The organism is Atlanticothrix silvestris CENA357, from assembly GCF_016056295.1.
Classification (GTDB): domain Bacteria; phylum Cyanobacteriota; class Cyanobacteriia; order Cyanobacteriales; family Nostocaceae; genus Atlanticothrix; species Atlanticothrix silvestris.
In genome coordinates, this window is sequence record NZ_JAECZB010000105.1 from 206989 (window position 1) to 223480 (window position 16492).

Annotated in this window: 13 protein-coding genes and 5 pseudogenes; 10 read left to right on the forward strand and 8 right to left on the reverse strand. The window is 40.7% G+C overall.

All coding sequences use genetic code 11. From position 1 onward, the window contains the following. Positions 1-208 precede the first annotated feature (208 nt). The 3 genes from I8751_RS28520 (at position 209) to I8751_RS28530 (ending at position 2887) form a co-directional block, all read left to right on the forward strand. Positions 209-1480, forward strand: coding sequence for a M16 family metallopeptidase (locus I8751_RS28520; protein WP_214442435.1), 1272 nt, complete (start codon positions 209-211; stop codon positions 1478-1480). Positions 1481-1549: 69 nt separating this feature from the next. Then, entirely contained in the window at positions 1550-2488 is a 939-nt protein-coding gene (locus I8751_RS28525; RefSeq protein WP_214442436.1) for a peptidoglycan-binding domain-containing protein, read from the forward strand. 45 nt (positions 2489-2533) lie between these two features. Beyond that, positions 2534-2887 (forward strand): phage holin family protein, encoded by a 354-nt coding sequence (locus I8751_RS28530; RefSeq protein WP_214442437.1) that lies wholly within the window; start codon positions 2534-2536, stop codon positions 2885-2887. Positions 2888-3101: 214 nt separating this feature from the next. Here I8751_RS28530 and I8751_RS28535 read toward each other — a convergent pair whose 3' ends face one another. The 3 genes from I8751_RS28535 to I8751_RS28545 form a co-directional block, all read right to left on the reverse strand. Continuing rightward, positions 3102-3599, reverse strand: coding sequence for a cobalamin biosynthesis protein (locus I8751_RS28535; RefSeq protein ID WP_214442438.1), 498 nt, complete (start codon positions 3597-3599; stop codon positions 3102-3104). 383 nt (positions 3600-3982) lie between these two features. After that, a complete protein-coding gene (locus tag I8751_RS28540) occupies positions 3983-4456 on the reverse strand; it encodes a hypothetical protein (protein ID WP_214442439.1) in 474 nt (157 codons plus the stop codon). Between the two features lie 85 nt (positions 4457-4541). Then, positions 4542-4817 (reverse strand): hypothetical protein, encoded by a 276-nt coding sequence (locus I8751_RS28545; protein WP_214442440.1) that lies wholly within the window; start codon positions 4815-4817, stop codon positions 4542-4544. Between the two features lie 556 nt (positions 4818-5373). Here I8751_RS28545 and I8751_RS28550 point away from each other — a divergent pair. The 3 genes and pseudogenes from I8751_RS28550 to I8751_RS30550 form a co-directional block, all read left to right on the forward strand. Beyond that, positions 5374-5634, forward strand: a pseudogene (locus I8751_RS28550) (fasciclin domain-containing protein); the annotation flags it as partial. Between the two features lie 309 nt (positions 5635-5943). Then, positions 5944-7527, forward strand: coding sequence for a B12-binding domain-containing radical SAM protein (locus tag I8751_RS28555; protein ID WP_214442441.1), 1584 nt, complete (start codon positions 5944-5946; stop codon positions 7525-7527). Positions 7528-7730: 203 nt separating this feature from the next. Further along, a complete protein-coding gene (locus tag I8751_RS30550) occupies positions 7731-7955 on the forward strand; it encodes a hypothetical protein (protein WP_404800460.1) in 225 nt (74 codons plus the stop codon). 39 nt (positions 7956-7994) lie between these two features. Here the strand turns inward: I8751_RS30550 and I8751_RS28565 are convergent, their stop codons facing one another. Continuing rightward, entirely contained in the window at positions 7995-8726 is a 732-nt protein-coding gene (locus tag I8751_RS28565; RefSeq protein WP_214442442.1) for a hypothetical protein, read from the reverse strand. A gap of 698 nt (positions 8727-9424) precedes the next feature. On the opposite strand from I8751_RS28565, the pseudogene I8751_RS28570 reads away from it, so the two are divergent. Beyond that, a pseudogene (locus I8751_RS28570) lies at positions 9425-9709 on the forward strand (helix-turn-helix domain-containing protein); the annotation flags it as partial. Positions 9710-9767: 58 nt separating this feature from the next. On the opposite strand, the gene I8751_RS28575 reads toward I8751_RS28570, so the two are convergent. Next, positions 9768-11495 (reverse strand): serine/threonine-protein kinase, encoded by a 1728-nt coding sequence (locus I8751_RS28575; protein ID WP_214442443.1) that lies wholly within the window; start codon positions 11493-11495, stop codon positions 9768-9770. A 452-nt stretch (positions 11496-11947) separates the two neighbouring features. Here I8751_RS28575 and I8751_RS28580 point away from each other — a divergent pair. Next, positions 11948-12160, forward strand: a pseudogene (locus I8751_RS28580) (hypothetical protein); the annotation flags it as partial. A gap of 453 nt (positions 12161-12613) precedes the next feature. Here the strand turns inward: I8751_RS28580 and I8751_RS28585 are convergent. Next, a pseudogene (locus tag I8751_RS28585) lies at positions 12614-12928 on the reverse strand (Uma2 family endonuclease); the annotation flags it as partial. Between the two features lie 363 nt (positions 12929-13291). Beyond that, positions 13292-14854 carry a YcjF family protein gene (locus I8751_RS28590; protein WP_214442444.1) on the reverse strand — a complete coding sequence of 521 codons (1563 nt, stop codon included), beginning with the start codon at positions 14852-14854 and terminating at the stop codon, positions 13292-13294. Between the two features lie 242 nt (positions 14855-15096). Here I8751_RS28590 and I8751_RS28595 point away from each other — a divergent pair, with 242 nt between their 5' ends. Both I8751_RS28595 and I8751_RS30555 read left to right on the forward strand, forming a co-directional pair. Continuing rightward, entirely contained in the window at positions 15097-15621 is a 525-nt protein-coding gene (locus tag I8751_RS28595) for a DUF937 domain-containing protein (RefSeq protein WP_214442445.1), read from the forward strand. A gap of 216 nt (positions 15622-15837) precedes the next feature. Next, complete coding sequence (locus tag I8751_RS30555; RefSeq protein WP_225894491.1) at positions 15838-16122, forward strand: phosphotransferase-like protein; 285 nt, start codon at positions 15838-15840, stop codon at positions 16120-16122. Here the strand turns inward: I8751_RS30555 and I8751_RS28605 are convergent. Further along, positions 16087-16492 (reverse strand): annotated as a pseudogene (locus I8751_RS28605) (IS4 family transposase); the annotation flags it as partial. The gene I8751_RS30555 and the pseudogene I8751_RS28605 sit on opposite strands and share 36 nt — an antisense overlap.

Consider the following 16492-nt stretch of genomic DNA (forward strand, 5'->3'; position numbering starts at 1 on the left):
ACACTAGAACGAATGAAAATTATTTTTCTCTTTGTGTCTTAGTGTCTCTGTGGTTCAAGATTTTCATCACTAAGGCACAAACCAAAATTTTTTCAAGTCAAGTGGACGTGCCTTCTGACAACTAACAACTAACAACTAACAACTGACAACTGACAACTGACAACTGACAACTAACAACTGACACAATTGACAACTCATAATTTAAATCGTGAAACCTTCCCTATCTCACTTCCCTATCCATCGCACTGTATTGAATAATGGCATCGTAGTGTTGGTGGCAGAAAATCCGGCTGCGGATATTATTGCAGCACGGGTTTTTGTCCGCGCTGGTAGTTGTAATGAACAACCAGGACAGGCGGGTTTGTCCCATTTGCTGTCAGCAGTTATGACAAAGGGATGTGATGGACTTTCGAGCTTAGAAATTGCTGAACAAGTCGAATCTACCGGGGCAAGTTTGAGTGCAGATACCTCGACTGATTATTTTTTGCTGTCGTTGAAGACTGTAACATCTGACTTTGCGGAAATTTTAGCATTAGCAGGGCGGATTTTGCGATCGCCGACATTTCCCGAAGCCCAAGTGGAACTCGAACGGCGGTTGACACTACAAAATATTCGCTCTCAACAAGAGCAGCCGTTTACTATTGCCTTTGAACAAATGCGGCAGGCGATGTACCAAAACCATCCCTACGCTATGTCAGTGTTAGGTAACGAAGCCACAATGAACCGCTTAACTCGTAGCGATTTAGTGGAGTATCACCAAACTTATTTTCGTCCAGATAATGTAGTAGTTAGTATTGCTGGGCGTGTGACGCGAGCTGACGCAGTAGCACTGACAGAACAAGTATTTGGTGATTGGCAAGTTCCCACCCAAGCACCGCCAACAATTACTTTACCTGAGATTCGAGTAGAACCGCAGCATCAACTGAAACCTATACAGACGCAGCAATCAATCGTAATGCTAGGTTATTTGGGAGCATCAGTCATGTCTCCTGACTATGCCCCACTTAAGTTGCTGTCTACTTACCTAGGAAATGGGCTTTCTAGTCGCTTGTTTGTAGAGTTACGAGAAAAGCGGGGCTTAGCTTACGAAGTCTCCGCATTTTACCCGACACGGTTGTATCCAGGGTCATTTGTAGTCTACATGGGTACAGCACCAGAAAATACCAGTATAGGGTTGAATGGACTACGCAAAGAAGTAGATTTAATCTGTACTACGCAAGTATCAGAAGACGCATTGCAAGCTTCTAAGAACAAGATTTTGGGGCAGTACGCCTTGGGTAAACAAACGAACGGTCAAATTGCTCAAATTTACGGCTGGTATGAAACTTTGGGTTTAGGAATTAATTTTGATAGTGAGTTTCAAAAGTTAATTACATCGGTAAGTGCCCAAGATGCAATGGCTGCTGCTGCTCGATATTTACAGGAACCTTATTTGTCTTTAGTTGGTCAAGAAGAAGCAATTAATAGTGCCCTGGCGTAAGTAGTTGACGTGCGATCGCCATCATCCGAGGTGTACTATTAGCATCAGAAGATTCTGGGAACAAATTCCATGAAAGGCAGCCTGACAGCAAGTATATTGAATTACTTAGAGTCACCAAAACCAACTCGCCTCTTAAGGGCAAGTAAGTTTTCTTGGTTACTTTTGTTTGTCTCTACATCTGTGCTAATTGGCTCCTGGGCTGTAGTATCAATTGCTGCACCACAAAAAGTTGCCCAAGTCAATGTCGTAGATAGCATCAATCGTCCTACCCTCAAAGTTGGTAGCCAAGGAGAACGTGTCTCAGAACTGCAAGCAGCTCTCAAGCTTTTGGGCTTTTATTCAGGTACAGTAGATGGCACTTATAGCGAAGATACGGCCAAAGCTGTTTCTCGATTTAAACAAGCGGTTGGCTTAAGTCCAGATGGTGTTGTTGATGCTGCTACTTGGCAACGACTGTTTCCTAATCAGCCAACAACTGCAACTGTCTCTTCAGCAAACCCGACAACTAACTCTGCATCTAACTTGATACCAAAGTTTCCTGTTCCAACTCAATCGGCTACAACTCAAGTACCAACTAAACCTGAGCCGAGACCTGCTACCCGAAAACCCTCTACAGCTCAAGCCCCAACCAAACCTGCTACCCGAAAACCTCCTACAACTCAAGTACCAACCAAACCTGCTACCCGAAAACCTCCTACAACTCAAAGCACAAAAAAAGCGCCCCAACGACCATCAACAACTAGACGCACTAGCCAAATCGCCGGCGTTCAATACACTTCAGAAGGATGGCCGATTTTACGTTTAGGGATGCGTAATGCAGAAGTGACCAAGTTGCAACGGCAATTACAAAAACTGGGTTTTTTAGGTGGTAATGTAGATGGAGATTTTGGCCCCACAACCGAAGCAGCAGTGAAAGCTGCACAAAAACGCTATGGACTGGAACCTGATGGCGTAGTTGGAGGTGCGACTTGGGAAGTTTTATTGCGGCGATCGCCCCAAGGGCGTTAGTTAACTAGTAAGTTAAAAGTTGCGAGAATGTCTCTAAAATAGCTCATGAAAAACTTTCTACTAACTTGGCTTGCAACGGCGGTAGCTTTGCTCATCACCGCTAGTATCGTTCCGGGATTTTATGTCAAGAATTTTGTCGCTGCTTTAGTTGCTGCTATTGTAATTGGGCTAGTAAATGCATTTATTCGCCCAATCTTAGCTATTTTGACCTTTCCCATTACCTTACTCACCTTGGGTTTATTTACATTAGTTATTAATGCCTTAACCCTTTGGTTGGCAAGCGCTCTCACTCCCGGTTATGGTTTTGAGATTCGAGGATTTCTGCCTGCTTTGTTGGGATCAATCGTACTAGCAATTGTTTCTAGTGTGATTAACTATTTTGCCAGAGTGATTGATTAGAAAGTCGGCGGGAAACTTCATTCTCTTATGCGTGGTCGAGGTTGCTCTCTCGCCAACTTGGGATATGGGGCATGGGGCATAGGGCATAGGGCATAGGGCATAGGAAAAAAATATTTATTCCTTATACTCCTACTCCTAATCCCTGTGCTTCTTCACTATGCTCAAAAACCTCAGATGCTTGTGGGTGGAATTTTTAATTTTTAATTTTTAATTTTTAATTCCCCAAAGGGATTGATTTTTGAGCAACAGCTATCGTTACTGCTCCTGGTTGCTCCTGCAAGCGAAAAATTTGTTTGGGAACCAATAATCTTATTTTTAACTTCTGCTTTACTACAACATCAGGAGTGAAGCTAGAGGCTGCAAGAATAGCAGCAGCCTCTGCTACGCTTGGTGTACCTACTTTTTCGTTAGTGATTTTATTAGGGCTGGGTACACAAACAGTAGAGAGAATTGGCGCTGCAAAGGTTTTTAAAGGCAAATTGCGTAGGCGACAAAGTTCGACTAATCCCAATTCTGAAGCTTTAGTTTCAATAGTAGCAAAGCCCGCGATCGCACTTTGGTCAAGTTGATTTTCTTCAAACACCTGTTGAATTGCTGCTGCTATCAACTCCCGCGAACTACCCCTTTGACAACCAATCCCCACCCATAAACTCTTTAATTGCCGTTGCTCTTGGGGATTTTTTTCATTCACTGAGGTTATTTGCAGTTGCATTGCGAACTCCCAATTACCCAGCAATCTCAGATTAGTGGAGTGTTTTTTTGGCCGTTTACTATGATACTTGAAAACTGATCTTTATAATACTGTTCTCAGAAATAAAAACTTATATATTAAGCATATCTAGCACAGTAGGAAACACCGAGGGGGAGACAAGGTAAAAGTTAAAAAGAATTTTGTTCTTTATGTTGGCTTCTTTGGTGTCTTTGAAGCCCAAGGATTTTACCTCCTCTACCTCGGTATTTCAATTTTTTAAACTCTCCGCCGTAGCAAGTTCACAACAGCTACGACGGAGTTTTGCTTTTTTCACTAAAGCATAATATTTATAGAATTTGATTCTTTGATCCCCCCTTGGTAATCGTAATTGCGTTTTAGACTAATTAATTAATGAAAAATTTTCCCGAAATTGGATGTTCTTTGAGGGATTGAACAAAGTCCTTCAGAGTCATCATGTCACCCCTTAAAGTAAATTTAGGAGTGCCATTTGAAGCAACTATTCTCACCTCGCCATCTTGGATTTGAATTTGATTCTTAATGCTATCCCAGAGAGTATCGAAGCTTTCGTCATCTTTACAACCGTTAGCTTCGAGGAATTTCTGGCGTACTTCTGTTTTTAGCGCTCGTGCTTCTGCCGCTTGGGTACGCACTTCAAAGTGTTTAATTACATCTTCATAGCTACACTCTCTGAGAGTTTTGTTTTCAGCCTGAACTTGCTCTAATTGAATTTTTATCGCTTGCAATTGTGATATGGCATCGGCTGATCTTTTGTATTCAACTTTTAAAGCCAGCTTGGCATTAGCTAACAGAGTTTTGTAATCTGGTTCCTGTTCATTTTGAATTTTTTCAGATTCCATATTACAAAAATGCGTGAAAATTTAGTAAACAGTTTGTGATTATTTGAGTATGAGTTTACTTGCTTAAATTAATAGTATCCAATAGTTAAGAATCATCCTGGATACTACTCAAACAAGATTTAATATGAGAGCGAATGGCTCGCTCATAAACTACAGTTTGTTCTCTGCGTATTCCTACAGGTTGATATATCAAGTTAATATCTGGAAATTCGCACCAAGACATCAAAAAAATGTCTTTAGCCGGTGTAATAATTTCATAACTATTCTCTTGTTTCTTCTTTTTTAGCCGACAATTATTTAGTTGTAATTTTTCTCTCAACAGTTTTTCAAATTCTGGAATCAAAGTTGAAGTTGTTTTCATGGTTTCTACACTTTTAACTGTGTTAATTCAACAAATACAGGAATCCCATTTGATTTTTGAAAAGCTGGGTTAGACAAAGCCCTCAACTAAGATAGTTAAAGTTTCAAGCGTGGTTCCTATATTACTCTGGTGATATTTCTCAGTGTGATACTTCAAATATCTATCACAACACATTGTATCAATCAGAATATTTTTTAGAATTTGAGTTTAACTCTCTTAAATATCAGCGTAACAGAAAACAGCCCATTTTAACTAAGTTGATTGCAATCTGATACCAATCTACTCTTTGTGTTTGCCATTAATTAGGAGACTTGAAAATGAATTGAAGATTATAGATTTACTAAATTGCCAATTCCTGTTATTGTTCTAGTCCAGGTTAAATAGCCCTCAACAAAGAGCGATCCTTTGTTACCTAATAAGCCTGGAAGGCAATCGTTACACCTCAGTGAATCTTACACTGAATTTATTTCAAATTAAATATTTTGTATAAAATAACTACTTAAATTTTAAATTTACCTACTCAAATCTACTAAATTTATCTGTATCGTTAGATACTAAACTTCCAGCAAGTACAGTAGACGCATTACTGAAAGATATTCCCAAGCTCAAGAAAATCTTGACGTATCATGTCGTTTCAGGCAAAGTCCCGTCAGCAGACGTAGTTAAGCTGAGGTCAGCTAACACTGTTGAAGGAACGGAAGTAAAAATTGATGCTTCTAATGGTGTCAAAATCAATGATGCCACTGTTACAACACCAGATGTTGCTGCTGATAACGGTGTCATCCACATTATTGATACAGTTTTGATTCCTGCCTAAATAAAGCTTGAGAGAGAATACTATATTGTGGGGCAGCGATTATTTGTAGTCGCGGCCCTATAAATGTCTAAATGTATTTACTAAGGTATATTTACACATCTTTCTACTTCAGCTAACAATAAACCTATCTAAGAAGTTGGCCTTTGTTCTGATCAGGCTAACTTTTTGATATAGGGCAAGTGTAGCAAAATACCAATATAAGAAACCTATTGCAGAGATTGAGACACACGGGCTAGTAAGCAAATTCAAGTTTACCTTTTTGATGCATTTGCTCACACCAAAGTAAACCAACATTGCATAAAGGATTTCATGAAAGCATTATTGATTTACCCTCGGTTCCCTCAGTCTTTTTGGTCTTACGATCGCTTTATGGAAATCGCTGGGCTAAAAGCTGTTTTACCTCCACTGGGCATTATTACAGTAGCAGCCCTTCTCCCTCAAGACTGGGAAATTAGATTTTGCGATCGCAATGTTAATCTGGAAACAGATGCTGATTGGGAGTGGTGTGACCTAGTAATTCTCTCTGCAATGCTAGTGCAGAAGCCAGACTTTCACGCCCTAATTAAAAAAGCAGTACGGTTAGGCAAAAAAGTCGCAGTCGGTGGCCCCTATCCCACCTCTGTACCCCAAGAAGCCCTTGACTCTGGAGCGCATTATTTGATATTAGATGAGGGAGAGTTAACTGTTCCCCAGTTTCTAGAAGCGCTCAATCAAGGCCAAGAGCAAGGAATCTTTCGGTCTCTGGAAAAACCTGATGTTACCCAAAGCTCAATGCCGCGTTTTGATCTGCTGCAACGGGATGCCTACTTGATGATGGCTATCCAGTTTTCTCGCGGTTGCCCTTTCAATTGCGAATTTTGTGACATCATCTCTCTCTACGGTCGCAAACCACGCACTAAAGAACCAAGTCAAGCCTTAGCAGAGTTGCAAAACCTTTATGATTTAGGCTGGCGAGGATCACTCTTCATTGTTGATGACAACTTTATTGGCAATCAGCGTAACGTCAAGCGCTTCCTGCGAGAATTGATTCCTTGGATGAAGCAGCACGACTACCCATTTACCTTCATCACTGAAGCTTCTGTAAATTTGGCAGAAGATGATGAAATGTTGCAATTAATGAATGAAGCAGGTTTTTATGCTGTCTTTCTCGGCATTGAAACCCCTGACCAAGATAGCCTGCAAGTAACACAAAAACTGCAAAATACTCGCAATCCGTTAGTTGAAGCCTGTCGCAAAATTAATGACGCAGGGATGCTCATCTATGCAGGCTTTATCCTCGGTTTTGATGGAGAACGTGCAGGAGCAGGAGAACGGATTCAAGCTTTTGTTGAACAAACCAGTATTCCTCAACCCATGCTGGGCATCCTCCAGGCTCCTCCTAACACTGCCCTCTGGACTCGGCTTCAGAAAGAAAAGCGTTTATTTGATGACATTAGTCATCCTACGGGAGACCAGAATACCTTAATGAATTTCATCCCCACCCGTCCGGTAGCTGAAATTGCTAGAGAGTATGTAGAAGGCTTTTGGAGATTGTATGAACCCACAAACTATCTTAGACGCTGCTTTCAGCAATGCCTCAGTATTGGCTCCCTGGAAAAGCGAAAACAGACTATGCAATTTCCCTTGGGTAAGGGGTTACAGCTTGTTGCTCAGGTAATTTGGCATCAGGGCTTACGGCGGCCGGAAATTCGTTTGCAGTTTTGGCAACAACTATGGACTATTGTGCGGAAAAAACCTCAAGTTCTCAATATGTATTTAGGTTTATGCGCCGCTGGAGAACATTTTTGGGAATACCGCGCTTTGGCTAGGGAACGGATTACTGAACAACTAGGCTACGACCCAATGCAAGTTCCTATGTTACCTGAGCCAGAACCAATGTTAATAAAATCCTGATTGGACTCAAAAATAAAGGGGCAAAAAGCCCCTATTTGTTTTCTCTAGAAAAATTCAATATAATGCGTAGACGTGAAGCGGCTTGTCGCAAGACATCGCCTAGGGAAAAAGGATAGAATTTTACTCTAACTCTTGTACTGGTGGTATTATTGCCCGAAATGTTGTAAAGAACATTAGTCGACAGTACCTATCGAGTTGATGAGATGTCACGCCCAAAGTCAGCACCAGAGTCAAACCCAAAACGACGTAAGTCAGATGGCGATCGCGTTGGTGATACAGTAGATGGAGCAAAAGTTACATCAACATTGTTAACCCGAACAATAGTTGGATCAATTGTTGTTGTTGAACCGGATGCCCGTGCTTCATTAACGGCACTTACCCTTCCAGTACTGGGGTTAGTTCCTAATCCTTCTAAGTCGTTGTTCTGAATATTCGCAGCATTGATCCGACCTATTAACTGAGGATTACTACTGAATGGGCTTATACCGTCGAGCTAAAGTTAGCCCTAAGCTTACATAAATCAATAACGCAGTAATAGTTGAAGATTCGGGAATTACTTTATTTATTTGTGCCGCTGAGGTGATGTTGACTTTTAAGGTAAAAGCATCAATGCCATTGCCAAAAGCTCCTAAATCACCTCTTGTCAGTCCGACATCAAATTGTCCGGCCAACTGAGTTGACGTACTACCAACATTTAGTTGAGGTAGATAGCTGGTTTGAAATACTAAACTGCCATCATCAAACCAGCTTCCTTGGGCTGAGTTATAAGTAACAGGAGTAGGGAAATCTATTCCATTATTGATGCCAGCAAAAAAGTTACTTAAATCGAATATCCATTGATTGACTGCTTGTCCTCTTAATGTAGTTCCTGGAAGAATGAACCCGGAATTAGACCCTGTAGTCAGAAAAAAGTTTAAGTCATAGCTACTTGAAACAACTTGTTGAAGTTGGGTACTTAATATGAGGTTGGGAAATAAAGAAAAATTAGAATTAACAGAGGTGGTTGTTTGACCAAAGATTAAACTTGAAGCTTCGTGACTAGCTACTGTGCCGGCTGGTGAAGTAATCAGAAAAGCTGCGTCAAAATTATCTTCTAAAACTAAGTTTTGATTCTGCGCTTGAGCAACTTCATTAGTAAACAAATTCACGCTCAAAGACAAACAGGCAACTGCCAAAGTTATACGATTAAAGATAGGCATAAGATTTTTTAGAACTAATTTAAATTAATTGAAGTAATTTCAAATAATAACTAACATTTTTATCTGAAATACTTGTGTCAGTCATTGCATAAGCTCAGGTTTACTTTACTGGTGTTTATTTAAAAAAATAAACAATTGAAGACTTTTGTTTAACGCTAGGTAAAGCAAAAGACGCACATCTAGTGTTCCTTAAGCAGGTGAGCGCTTGATAGTGTCAAATTAATAACTGAAAAGTTCATCGATATCTTACTGCTTTCTCAGATAGACAGCAAGTTAGCTATTATACAATTAATATAAATTGATCACACATTTGAAGTAATCGCTGGTAAAAATTGTGTTTGACCACAACTTTACGCAAGAATACAACCTTCACCTCTTCAAGAACTGAATTTCCTTCTTGTCGTCCGAGTCAGAATCATCCACTTTTATAACGTCAATGTCGTACCCATCTGTTACCAATCTCTGAAGCACAGATTTTTGATAGCGTCTCATAGGAAAATTGAGCGACTATTTGGGTGTTGACTTAGGGGTAAAGTTTGATGATCCTTTAACAGAGCGATCGCACGCAGGTGAAGATGAGTAGTTTTGCTTTAATACTCGTCATTGCATAAATAGATAGGGCTTTTTGCTAAATCTGCAAAAAGCCCTTAAGACAAATATAATCTTGGGGTTTTTTAATAGAAGGCTTCTATCTTGTTAAAGAAATTCGTTCTACTTTTGCATCTGATCTTGACGAACCCAACTCAGAAAATATCTCAAAACCTTCCAACCCCCTAACCCAACGCGAACAAGAAATTTTGTCGCTATTAGCAGCCGGAAAAACTAATCAAGAAATTGCCGCACTATACATTACACCTGGAACTGTCAGGGTGCATGTTCATACGATTTTGCATAAATTGGGAGTAGGCGATCGCACTCAAGCTGTTGTTGTGGCTTTACAAAAAAGGTTAATTAAAACTGACTTGACTGTAGAAGAGCAGTAATTTCACAACTTTTTCTAAACTTGAAATTACTGAATTCACATTAATTCTTAATTTTTAATTAACGAACATTCACTTCTGGCAGATGATTTCCAGGGTGAGAGTTTTCAATTTGATATGTGGAAGAAACCATACTAAAAGCTACATTTTGTCCTTGAGTTTGTCGGCGCTGTTTTTGAGTATATTCGTTCAATTTGGCCTGAACTTGAGTATAAATGGGGGTATCTTTAGGAATTTTGTGGAGAAATGCCACAGCACCATTGAAATCACCCATCAATGCTTTTTTATGGGCATTATGTAAAAAATAGGCTGCTCTAATTTGCCGCTTTTGATTATATTCAGCCAATTTTTTTTGAACTAAAGCACCAGCAGAACTTTCTTTGGGAATTTGCCGCAGATACTTTAAAGCTGTAGAAAAATCTCTTACACTAGCTTTTTCGTAAGCTTTTGCTAATAAATCTTGCGTCTGTGCTTCGATATTAAATTGTGCCTGTTGAACTAATTTATCTATTTTAGATTGCCAATACAAAATATCAGGAACTTTAGGGGCAACACTTAGTACATCTGACCATCTACCATCATTTAAGGCTTGTTCAGCTATGAAATATTGTTCCGCAGCCTGTTGCCATTGCTGTTGCCATTCTTCAATTGTGGCTTGAACTTCTGGATAAACATTACTATGAGAAGGAATTGATTTAGCTAAAGCGATCGCTTCTTGCAAATCCCCTGCTTGATATTCTTCTGTTGCTTTATATAAAGTTTCGGTTTCGGAATAAGCGGGAGAATTATTCACTAAAGAATATACTCCCAATCCCATTAATAAAGAATTGGCTGCTAGTCCTACTTTCATTCCTGTCAATAGCGGCGATGATTGCTCAGACGCAGCACGCTGAGCAGAATTACGATTTTCAACTGCTACCTCTAAAGATTCATTATGCTGAGTTTCCTGTACCATTTGCTGGAGTACCCGCAGTACCTCACTCACAGACTGAAAACGCTCTTGGTAGTCATAACGAACCATTTGGCTAAGAACAGCTGCTAAATAATCATTAACTGGTGTGTCTTGAGAACGCCATAAAATCTCATTAGTATGAGGATCACCTTTTAATTGCAGCGCTTCTAATCCTGTTAAAGCCTGGATGGCAATCATGCCCAAAGCATAAATATCACTATTAGGCTGTGTTTGACCAATAAACTGCTCTGGCGGAATGTAACCCAGTGATGTCACAGGAATCCGATAGATCGGCAATTCCTCATCTATACCTAAATCAACTGACTGGATTGAACCAAAATCAATTAAAACTAACTTGCCATCAACAGCACGTCTGATCAAGTTTTCTGGTTTGATATCACAATGGATCACACCTTGAGAGTGAACAAATTCTAAAATACTTAAAACGTCTTGTAGAAATTCCACAACTTCGTTTTCAGTCCAAAGACATCCCCATTGTTGATTAATGGGCAATTCTGCTGTTAACGAGTGTCCTTCTATAAACTCTTGAACTAAATAAAATCGTTCATGTTCTTCAAAGCAAGTGATAAATTCGGGAATTTGGTTATGGAGTCCCAGACGCTTGAGAGTTTCGGTTTCGGTAAGAAAGCGTAATCTTAAGGTGTCTAAGTAGCTAGGTTGGGAATTGCTCACCTTAAGCTGTTTAACGACACATTTGGGGTTATCTGGGTAATCTATATCTACAGCAATGTATGTCTGTCCAAATACCCCTGCACCCAGGCTTTGGACTATTTGGTAGCGTGACTTTAGTACTTTACCGATCATGTGGTAGTTCATGAGCTGGTTACTTGGTAAATCCATATATAAGTTTTCTAACATGGCTGATTAATTCCGGAAGTCCTGAAAAATAAATGATTAGCGCGTTGATTGCTAAAATATAATTTGTTTTCTTAGTATTTTTACTTAAAAAAATAAACATTTTTAATACTCTATTTGTACAGAAGTATATTTATTTTTAAGTATGAAACATCACTATTAAAATCGAATTGTAGCGGTGTTTTTCCTCTACATAATGTGTGAGCTTATTTGAGATAGCACAATAAGTATTTTTACTTAAAATATCGTTTGCCTTTTTATGCAGCTAACTGAAAATTCAGTAATTAAACTTAAACTAACATTTATCCATGTACACAGTACTTATCTCATACTGACGACAACATAAGAACGGGGTTCCCTTTATAAGGGGAAAATTATAGCAGTATAAGGATTTATACTTAGTCAAAGAATAGTTCGTCAGATTGACACGTAAATATCAAGTTCCCATCACACAAGTAGTAGTTTTCTTGCAAGAGACAAGCGACGAAATTGCTTTTAATGAAGAATATGTAAGCGAAGTCATAACCCACCGTTATCGAGTTATGCGAATATGGGAGCAAGATTCAACGCTATTTCTTGGTAATCTGACTTTATTGCCTTTAGCGCCGTTAACGCGAACAGATTCAGCTTAAATTCTGTGAGCGATCGCTAATCATTAATCAGTTTCACTCTTCAAAAATTTCCACAGCTTGAAAAACTTGGTTAGCTGTGATTTTCAACTCAGGAAAAGTTGGGGATATAATGTAATCGTTATCTCAAAATTGACTAACCTGATACTCTCCATCTACTAATTGATAGATTGAGAAGGTAGGAAGTCTGGGAGAGAGCATCCTGTTTTGGCAGATTGCCCTCAGACTAGAAGTCTGGGGCTACACAAACGAAGTCTGCCTTCGCGGACTCATCTGAAACCCGCGCAGGCGGTGAGTCCAGTGCTGCGGGAGGGTTTCCCTCCGCAGGCAACTGGCGAACCCGAAGGGGTTTTGTTTGTATAGCCAAGCCAGTGCGTTGGGCGGCTATGCCGACTTGAAGCAACTGGCGCGCGATTTCCAGCCCGGTGTTTCTTCCAAAAGTGGATGCTCCCGTTTGGGATTACCGATAAACTTTCTAGCACCTAATGCTGCATAATCGACAATCCAATATTCTGCAATGCCCATTTCCTCATAGTCAGCCAGCTTTTTATAGTAATCATCGCGCCAATTTTGGCTAACAATTTCAATTACTAAAGGAATGGAAGTACCCTAAGTTATAGTTGAGAATTTCGTCCACAGTGGTTCTAAAACTAAACTGGGACGGTTCAATATTAAAACATCCAAGAAATAGCCAGACTCACCTTCAGGAGGTTTTACTATTGCTTGATTGGGTATAAAGTAGGGAAGATTTAATCGACTGTATTCAACGACTAAGTAAGTCGGTGAGAATAAATCAACGTGAGTTCGACAAGTCTTATTTGACCTCTCCCCCAACCCCTCTCCGACACAGAGAGGGGAGCAAAAAGCTCAATTTTTCGTTGCTCCTCCCTTTCAGTTGCGGAGAGGGAGGGAGCGAGTGAGAGGTTCATCGAACTCACGTTAAATCAAACTATGTTAACTAATATAAAGTTAGCTAAATTTATTTCGTAGTAAGGGCTTTAGCCCTTTTCTTAGGACTAAAGTCCTTATAAGACTTAAATTACAGAAAAATTTGATTTAGTAATCACTATGCCATAGTTGTATTTTGGTTGGGTTTCACTGGCGCTCAAATCAACCTACTTTTCATGATTATCTATCGGATTCTCCTTGTTCTTCTACTTCCTCGATCGCCTCGGATCGATCTGTTAAAGGCTTAACTACTTTGGCGATCGCTTCTTGCACAAAAGCCTTAATAAATTCATCTCGGCGATTCATTTGGAACTGTCGCTGTACTACCTCTGTCATCCCACCATCGCCCCAATCTTGGTCGTGACGAAAATACTCAATAAAACTTTTACCAGCAATCCGGGTCAAATAAGCTGCGGTTACGCCTTGAATTGCCCTACCAACGATAAAAGTTGCCGGATTCGTTTGTAAAGCAGTAGATAGTAATCCAATTGCTCCCTTGACAATTCCTAAACTGGCGAGCGTTTTCGCTAAAGAAAGGGCTAACTCTCGTCCCCTTTCCATATTCAGTTCGCAGCCGTAGACTCTACCAATTTCCACAACCATTTGAGCATTGACAGCAGCAGTTGCTAACAAATCGACAAATGGTAGAGGCGTGACTGAAACTACACCAGCACCAATCCACTGAAACCTTTCTACAATTTTGTCAGCTTGACGGCGGCGCTGGCTATCAATGAGTTTGCGTGCTTCTTCTCCCAGTCGCAGAGATTGCAGGAGAATGTTATCTGCTACTAAATCTTCACCTTCAGCCCTTAAAATAGCTGCCATTCGCCGCAGCAGAGGGACAATATCTGGTTCTGGCTGGAAGGTTTCGCCAGTTTCTAGTTGTGCAGATTGGGGATTAGCCGCGATCGCCACTACATCACTTGCAGCAATAAATCCCCGCACTCGTTGGCGCAAGCGTGCGAGAATGACTTCTTTATCTTCATCGGTGTATAAGTCAGTTTTGTTGAGAATTAAAAGCGATCGCTTGCCAATTTCTGCTAATCCTCGCAGTGGTTCATATTCTGAACGCCTCAAGTCATTATCTACCACAAACAACAGCAAATCTGCCGCCGTCGCCAGTTCTCTGGCCATTTGTTCCCGTTCTGTTCCTGCTACCCCTGCTTCTAAAATTCCTGGCGTATCTGTAATCAAAATCTTGCGTTCTAAGCCCTTCAACCGCAAACAATAGGTTTCTCCTACTTGAGTTGTTCCCATTGGGGCATTAACTTGACCCACCATGCGTCCCATAACTGCATTCACCAGGGAAGTTTTGCCAGCACTTCCTGTGCCAAATACCACTACTTGAATTTCGCCCCGTGCTAAATTAACTTCAATCTCCCGCGATTTACTTAATAAAGCTTGGCGTGCTACTTCATCTTGAATTTGTGATACCTGTTGGCGCACAGCTTGTAGCGTCGTAGAAGCCGCATCAGATTTGGCAGCAGGGATTTGTGCTGGAGTCACACGATTACGTTGGCGGCGCGATCGCTTTTCCCCAGATTGAATTACCAGTACATAATAAACAAAAGCTGCAACCAAAGCCCCTATGAGTACAATCAACAGCAGCAACAGCAAATTACCCAGCAGCGGCGAATAAGACAATTGCCAATAGAGGCGTGAAAGAGAATCAATCAGCCACAGGGCTAGCCCCAAAATGACGATTAGACCAACAATCAGCGTGACTATGCGCGACAGAGGCATGGGTGGCAAAATTTAGTGGTTATTAAGGACGCAGATGCTTCTAATATTAATAGTTTCAGTCTTTTTTAACAGAGTAGTAAGAATCAAGTTGTAGATCTTTTGGAAGTTGTGGCGAATGAAATTTGCTGCAATAAAGAAAGTACACCCTAAGACGGGCTTGGTTGATGTTGCCTGATACTTACAGTCTGAGCAGCTTTCAGGTTGGTCTTAGGAAAGAAAAAATACAAAAACACAAGAAACTTATGGGACTTTTCGATCAAATTCTTGGTGCTGTCGCCAATCCTAATCAACAAGGCAGCTTAGGTCAAATCGGTGGTATTATCAACGCTGTCGATCAGTTAAGTAATCGGACTGGGGCAGATTCTTCAACAATACAATCTATGTTGGGTGTTGTGGGTAATTATGTGCGCTCTTCTTTACAACAGAAACAAGCTACAGGTGGTAACGAACAAGCTCAAGCTTTAGTAAATCAATACAGCGGCACTTCTGCCAATCCTCAAGCTGTTAACTCTTTATTTTCTCCGGCAATGCAACAACAGGTAGCTGAGGTTGCTGCCCAACGCACCGGATTAGATGCTGGTACAATCCAACAATTGCTGCCTCTAGCAGTACCTTTGGTATTGAATTTCTTGCAATCTGGCGCGAATGCTCAAAATCCTCAAGGTGGCGGAAATTCTGTACTGAATTCTTTCCTTGATGCAGATGGGGATGGAGATGTCGATATTTCGGATGCTATCCAGATGGCTAGTAGGTATATCAAACGGTAATCAACTGAATCTACTTAGTAGATCGAAAAGTCAGTAGATAAACTATTATCTGCTGGCTAGTATTTTCCAGATAAAGAACTTGAGCAGTATTTAGCTGACGCGATCGCTTATAGATTTCAGGGTAAATAGCGACAAAACAGATGATTTTGTTATTGTGTAATCGCGCTACAGTCTGATAAATGGTCGAGTGAAGCGATCGCAGTTTGTTCAAAAATGATGCGAGGAGTGATCATCAGACAAACGCAAAAGCTAGGACAGATTATCATCCTGAATGGTACCCCGCGATCAGGGAAGTCGAGCATTGTCGCAGTCATCCAGGAGACGTTTGATGGTCTATGGATGAACTTGGGTGTCGATAGGTTTATGCAAATGACTCCCACACGATACCTGCCTGGGATTGGTCTGCGACCAGGGGGAGAACGCCAGGATATTGAACCTCTCGTACCTGAAGGGGTGACAAAGAAGCTACAAAGCAGACTGGATAAGAGACATAGCACGTAGACCCTTGCGAAAATAGGGTAGTTTACTGGGCTTTAAACGCATTAAATCATGAGCTAAATCAGCCCAAAACTCCATTGCACCCACCCATAATTGGCCATACAAACCAACCCAAAATGCGCTATGTCGGCGATGTAGTCGGTTTAATTCCTTCAGACGACCAATATATTTTTGTAATCCCATTTGACGAGAGTTACGACCTGCTAAAACAGCACAAGTATAGGCGATAGCAATTAATAAAATCAGTGCCATCAATCGTTGACCATCAGCAGAAGTAGATTCAAGATTATAGCCACCAGTCTTGCAATCACGGAACATGGCCTCAATGCCACTGCGCAACTTAAATGCTTTAATGGCATCGGCAAGACTATCT

Coding starts and splice junctions, on each gene's coding strand:
- I8751_RS28545 (WP_214442440.1), bottom strand. CDS start 4,817: ATGAAAACAACTTCAACTTTGATTCCAGAATTTGAAAAACTGTTGAGA.
- I8751_RS28575 (WP_214442443.1), bottom strand. CDS start 11,495: ATGAACTACCACATGATCGGTAAAGTACTAAAGTCACGCTACCAAATA.
- I8751_RS28530 (WP_214442437.1), top strand. CDS start 2,534: ATGAAAAACTTTCTACTAACTTGGCTTGCAACGGCGGTAGCTTTGCTC.
- I8751_RS28595 (WP_214442445.1), top strand. CDS start 15,097: ATGGGACTTTTCGATCAAATTCTTGGTGCTGTCGCCAATCCTAATCAA.
- I8751_RS28535 (WP_214442438.1), bottom strand. CDS start 3,599: ATGCAACTGCAAATAACCTCAGTGAATGAAAAAAATCCCCAAGAGCAA.
- I8751_RS30555 (WP_225894491.1), top strand. CDS start 15,838: ATGCGAGGAGTGATCATCAGACAAACGCAAAAGCTAGGACAGATTATC.
- I8751_RS28555 (WP_214442441.1), top strand. CDS start 5,944: ATGAAAGCATTATTGATTTACCCTCGGTTCCCTCAGTCTTTTTGGTCT.
- I8751_RS28525 (WP_214442436.1), top strand. CDS start 1,550: ATGAAAGGCAGCCTGACAGCAAGTATATTGAATTACTTAGAGTCACCA.
- I8751_RS28540 (WP_214442439.1), bottom strand. CDS start 4,456: ATGGAATCTGAAAAAATTCAAAATGAACAGGAACCAGATTACAAAACT.
- I8751_RS30550 (WP_404800460.1), top strand. CDS start 7,731: ATGTCACGCCCAAAGTCAGCACCAGAGTCAAACCCAAAACGACGTAAG.
- I8751_RS28590 (WP_214442444.1), bottom strand. CDS start 14,854: ATGCCTCTGTCGCGCATAGTCACGCTGATTGTTGGTCTAATCGTCATT.
- I8751_RS28565 (WP_214442442.1), bottom strand. CDS start 8,726: ATGCCTATCTTTAATCGTATAACTTTGGCAGTTGCCTGTTTGTCTTTG.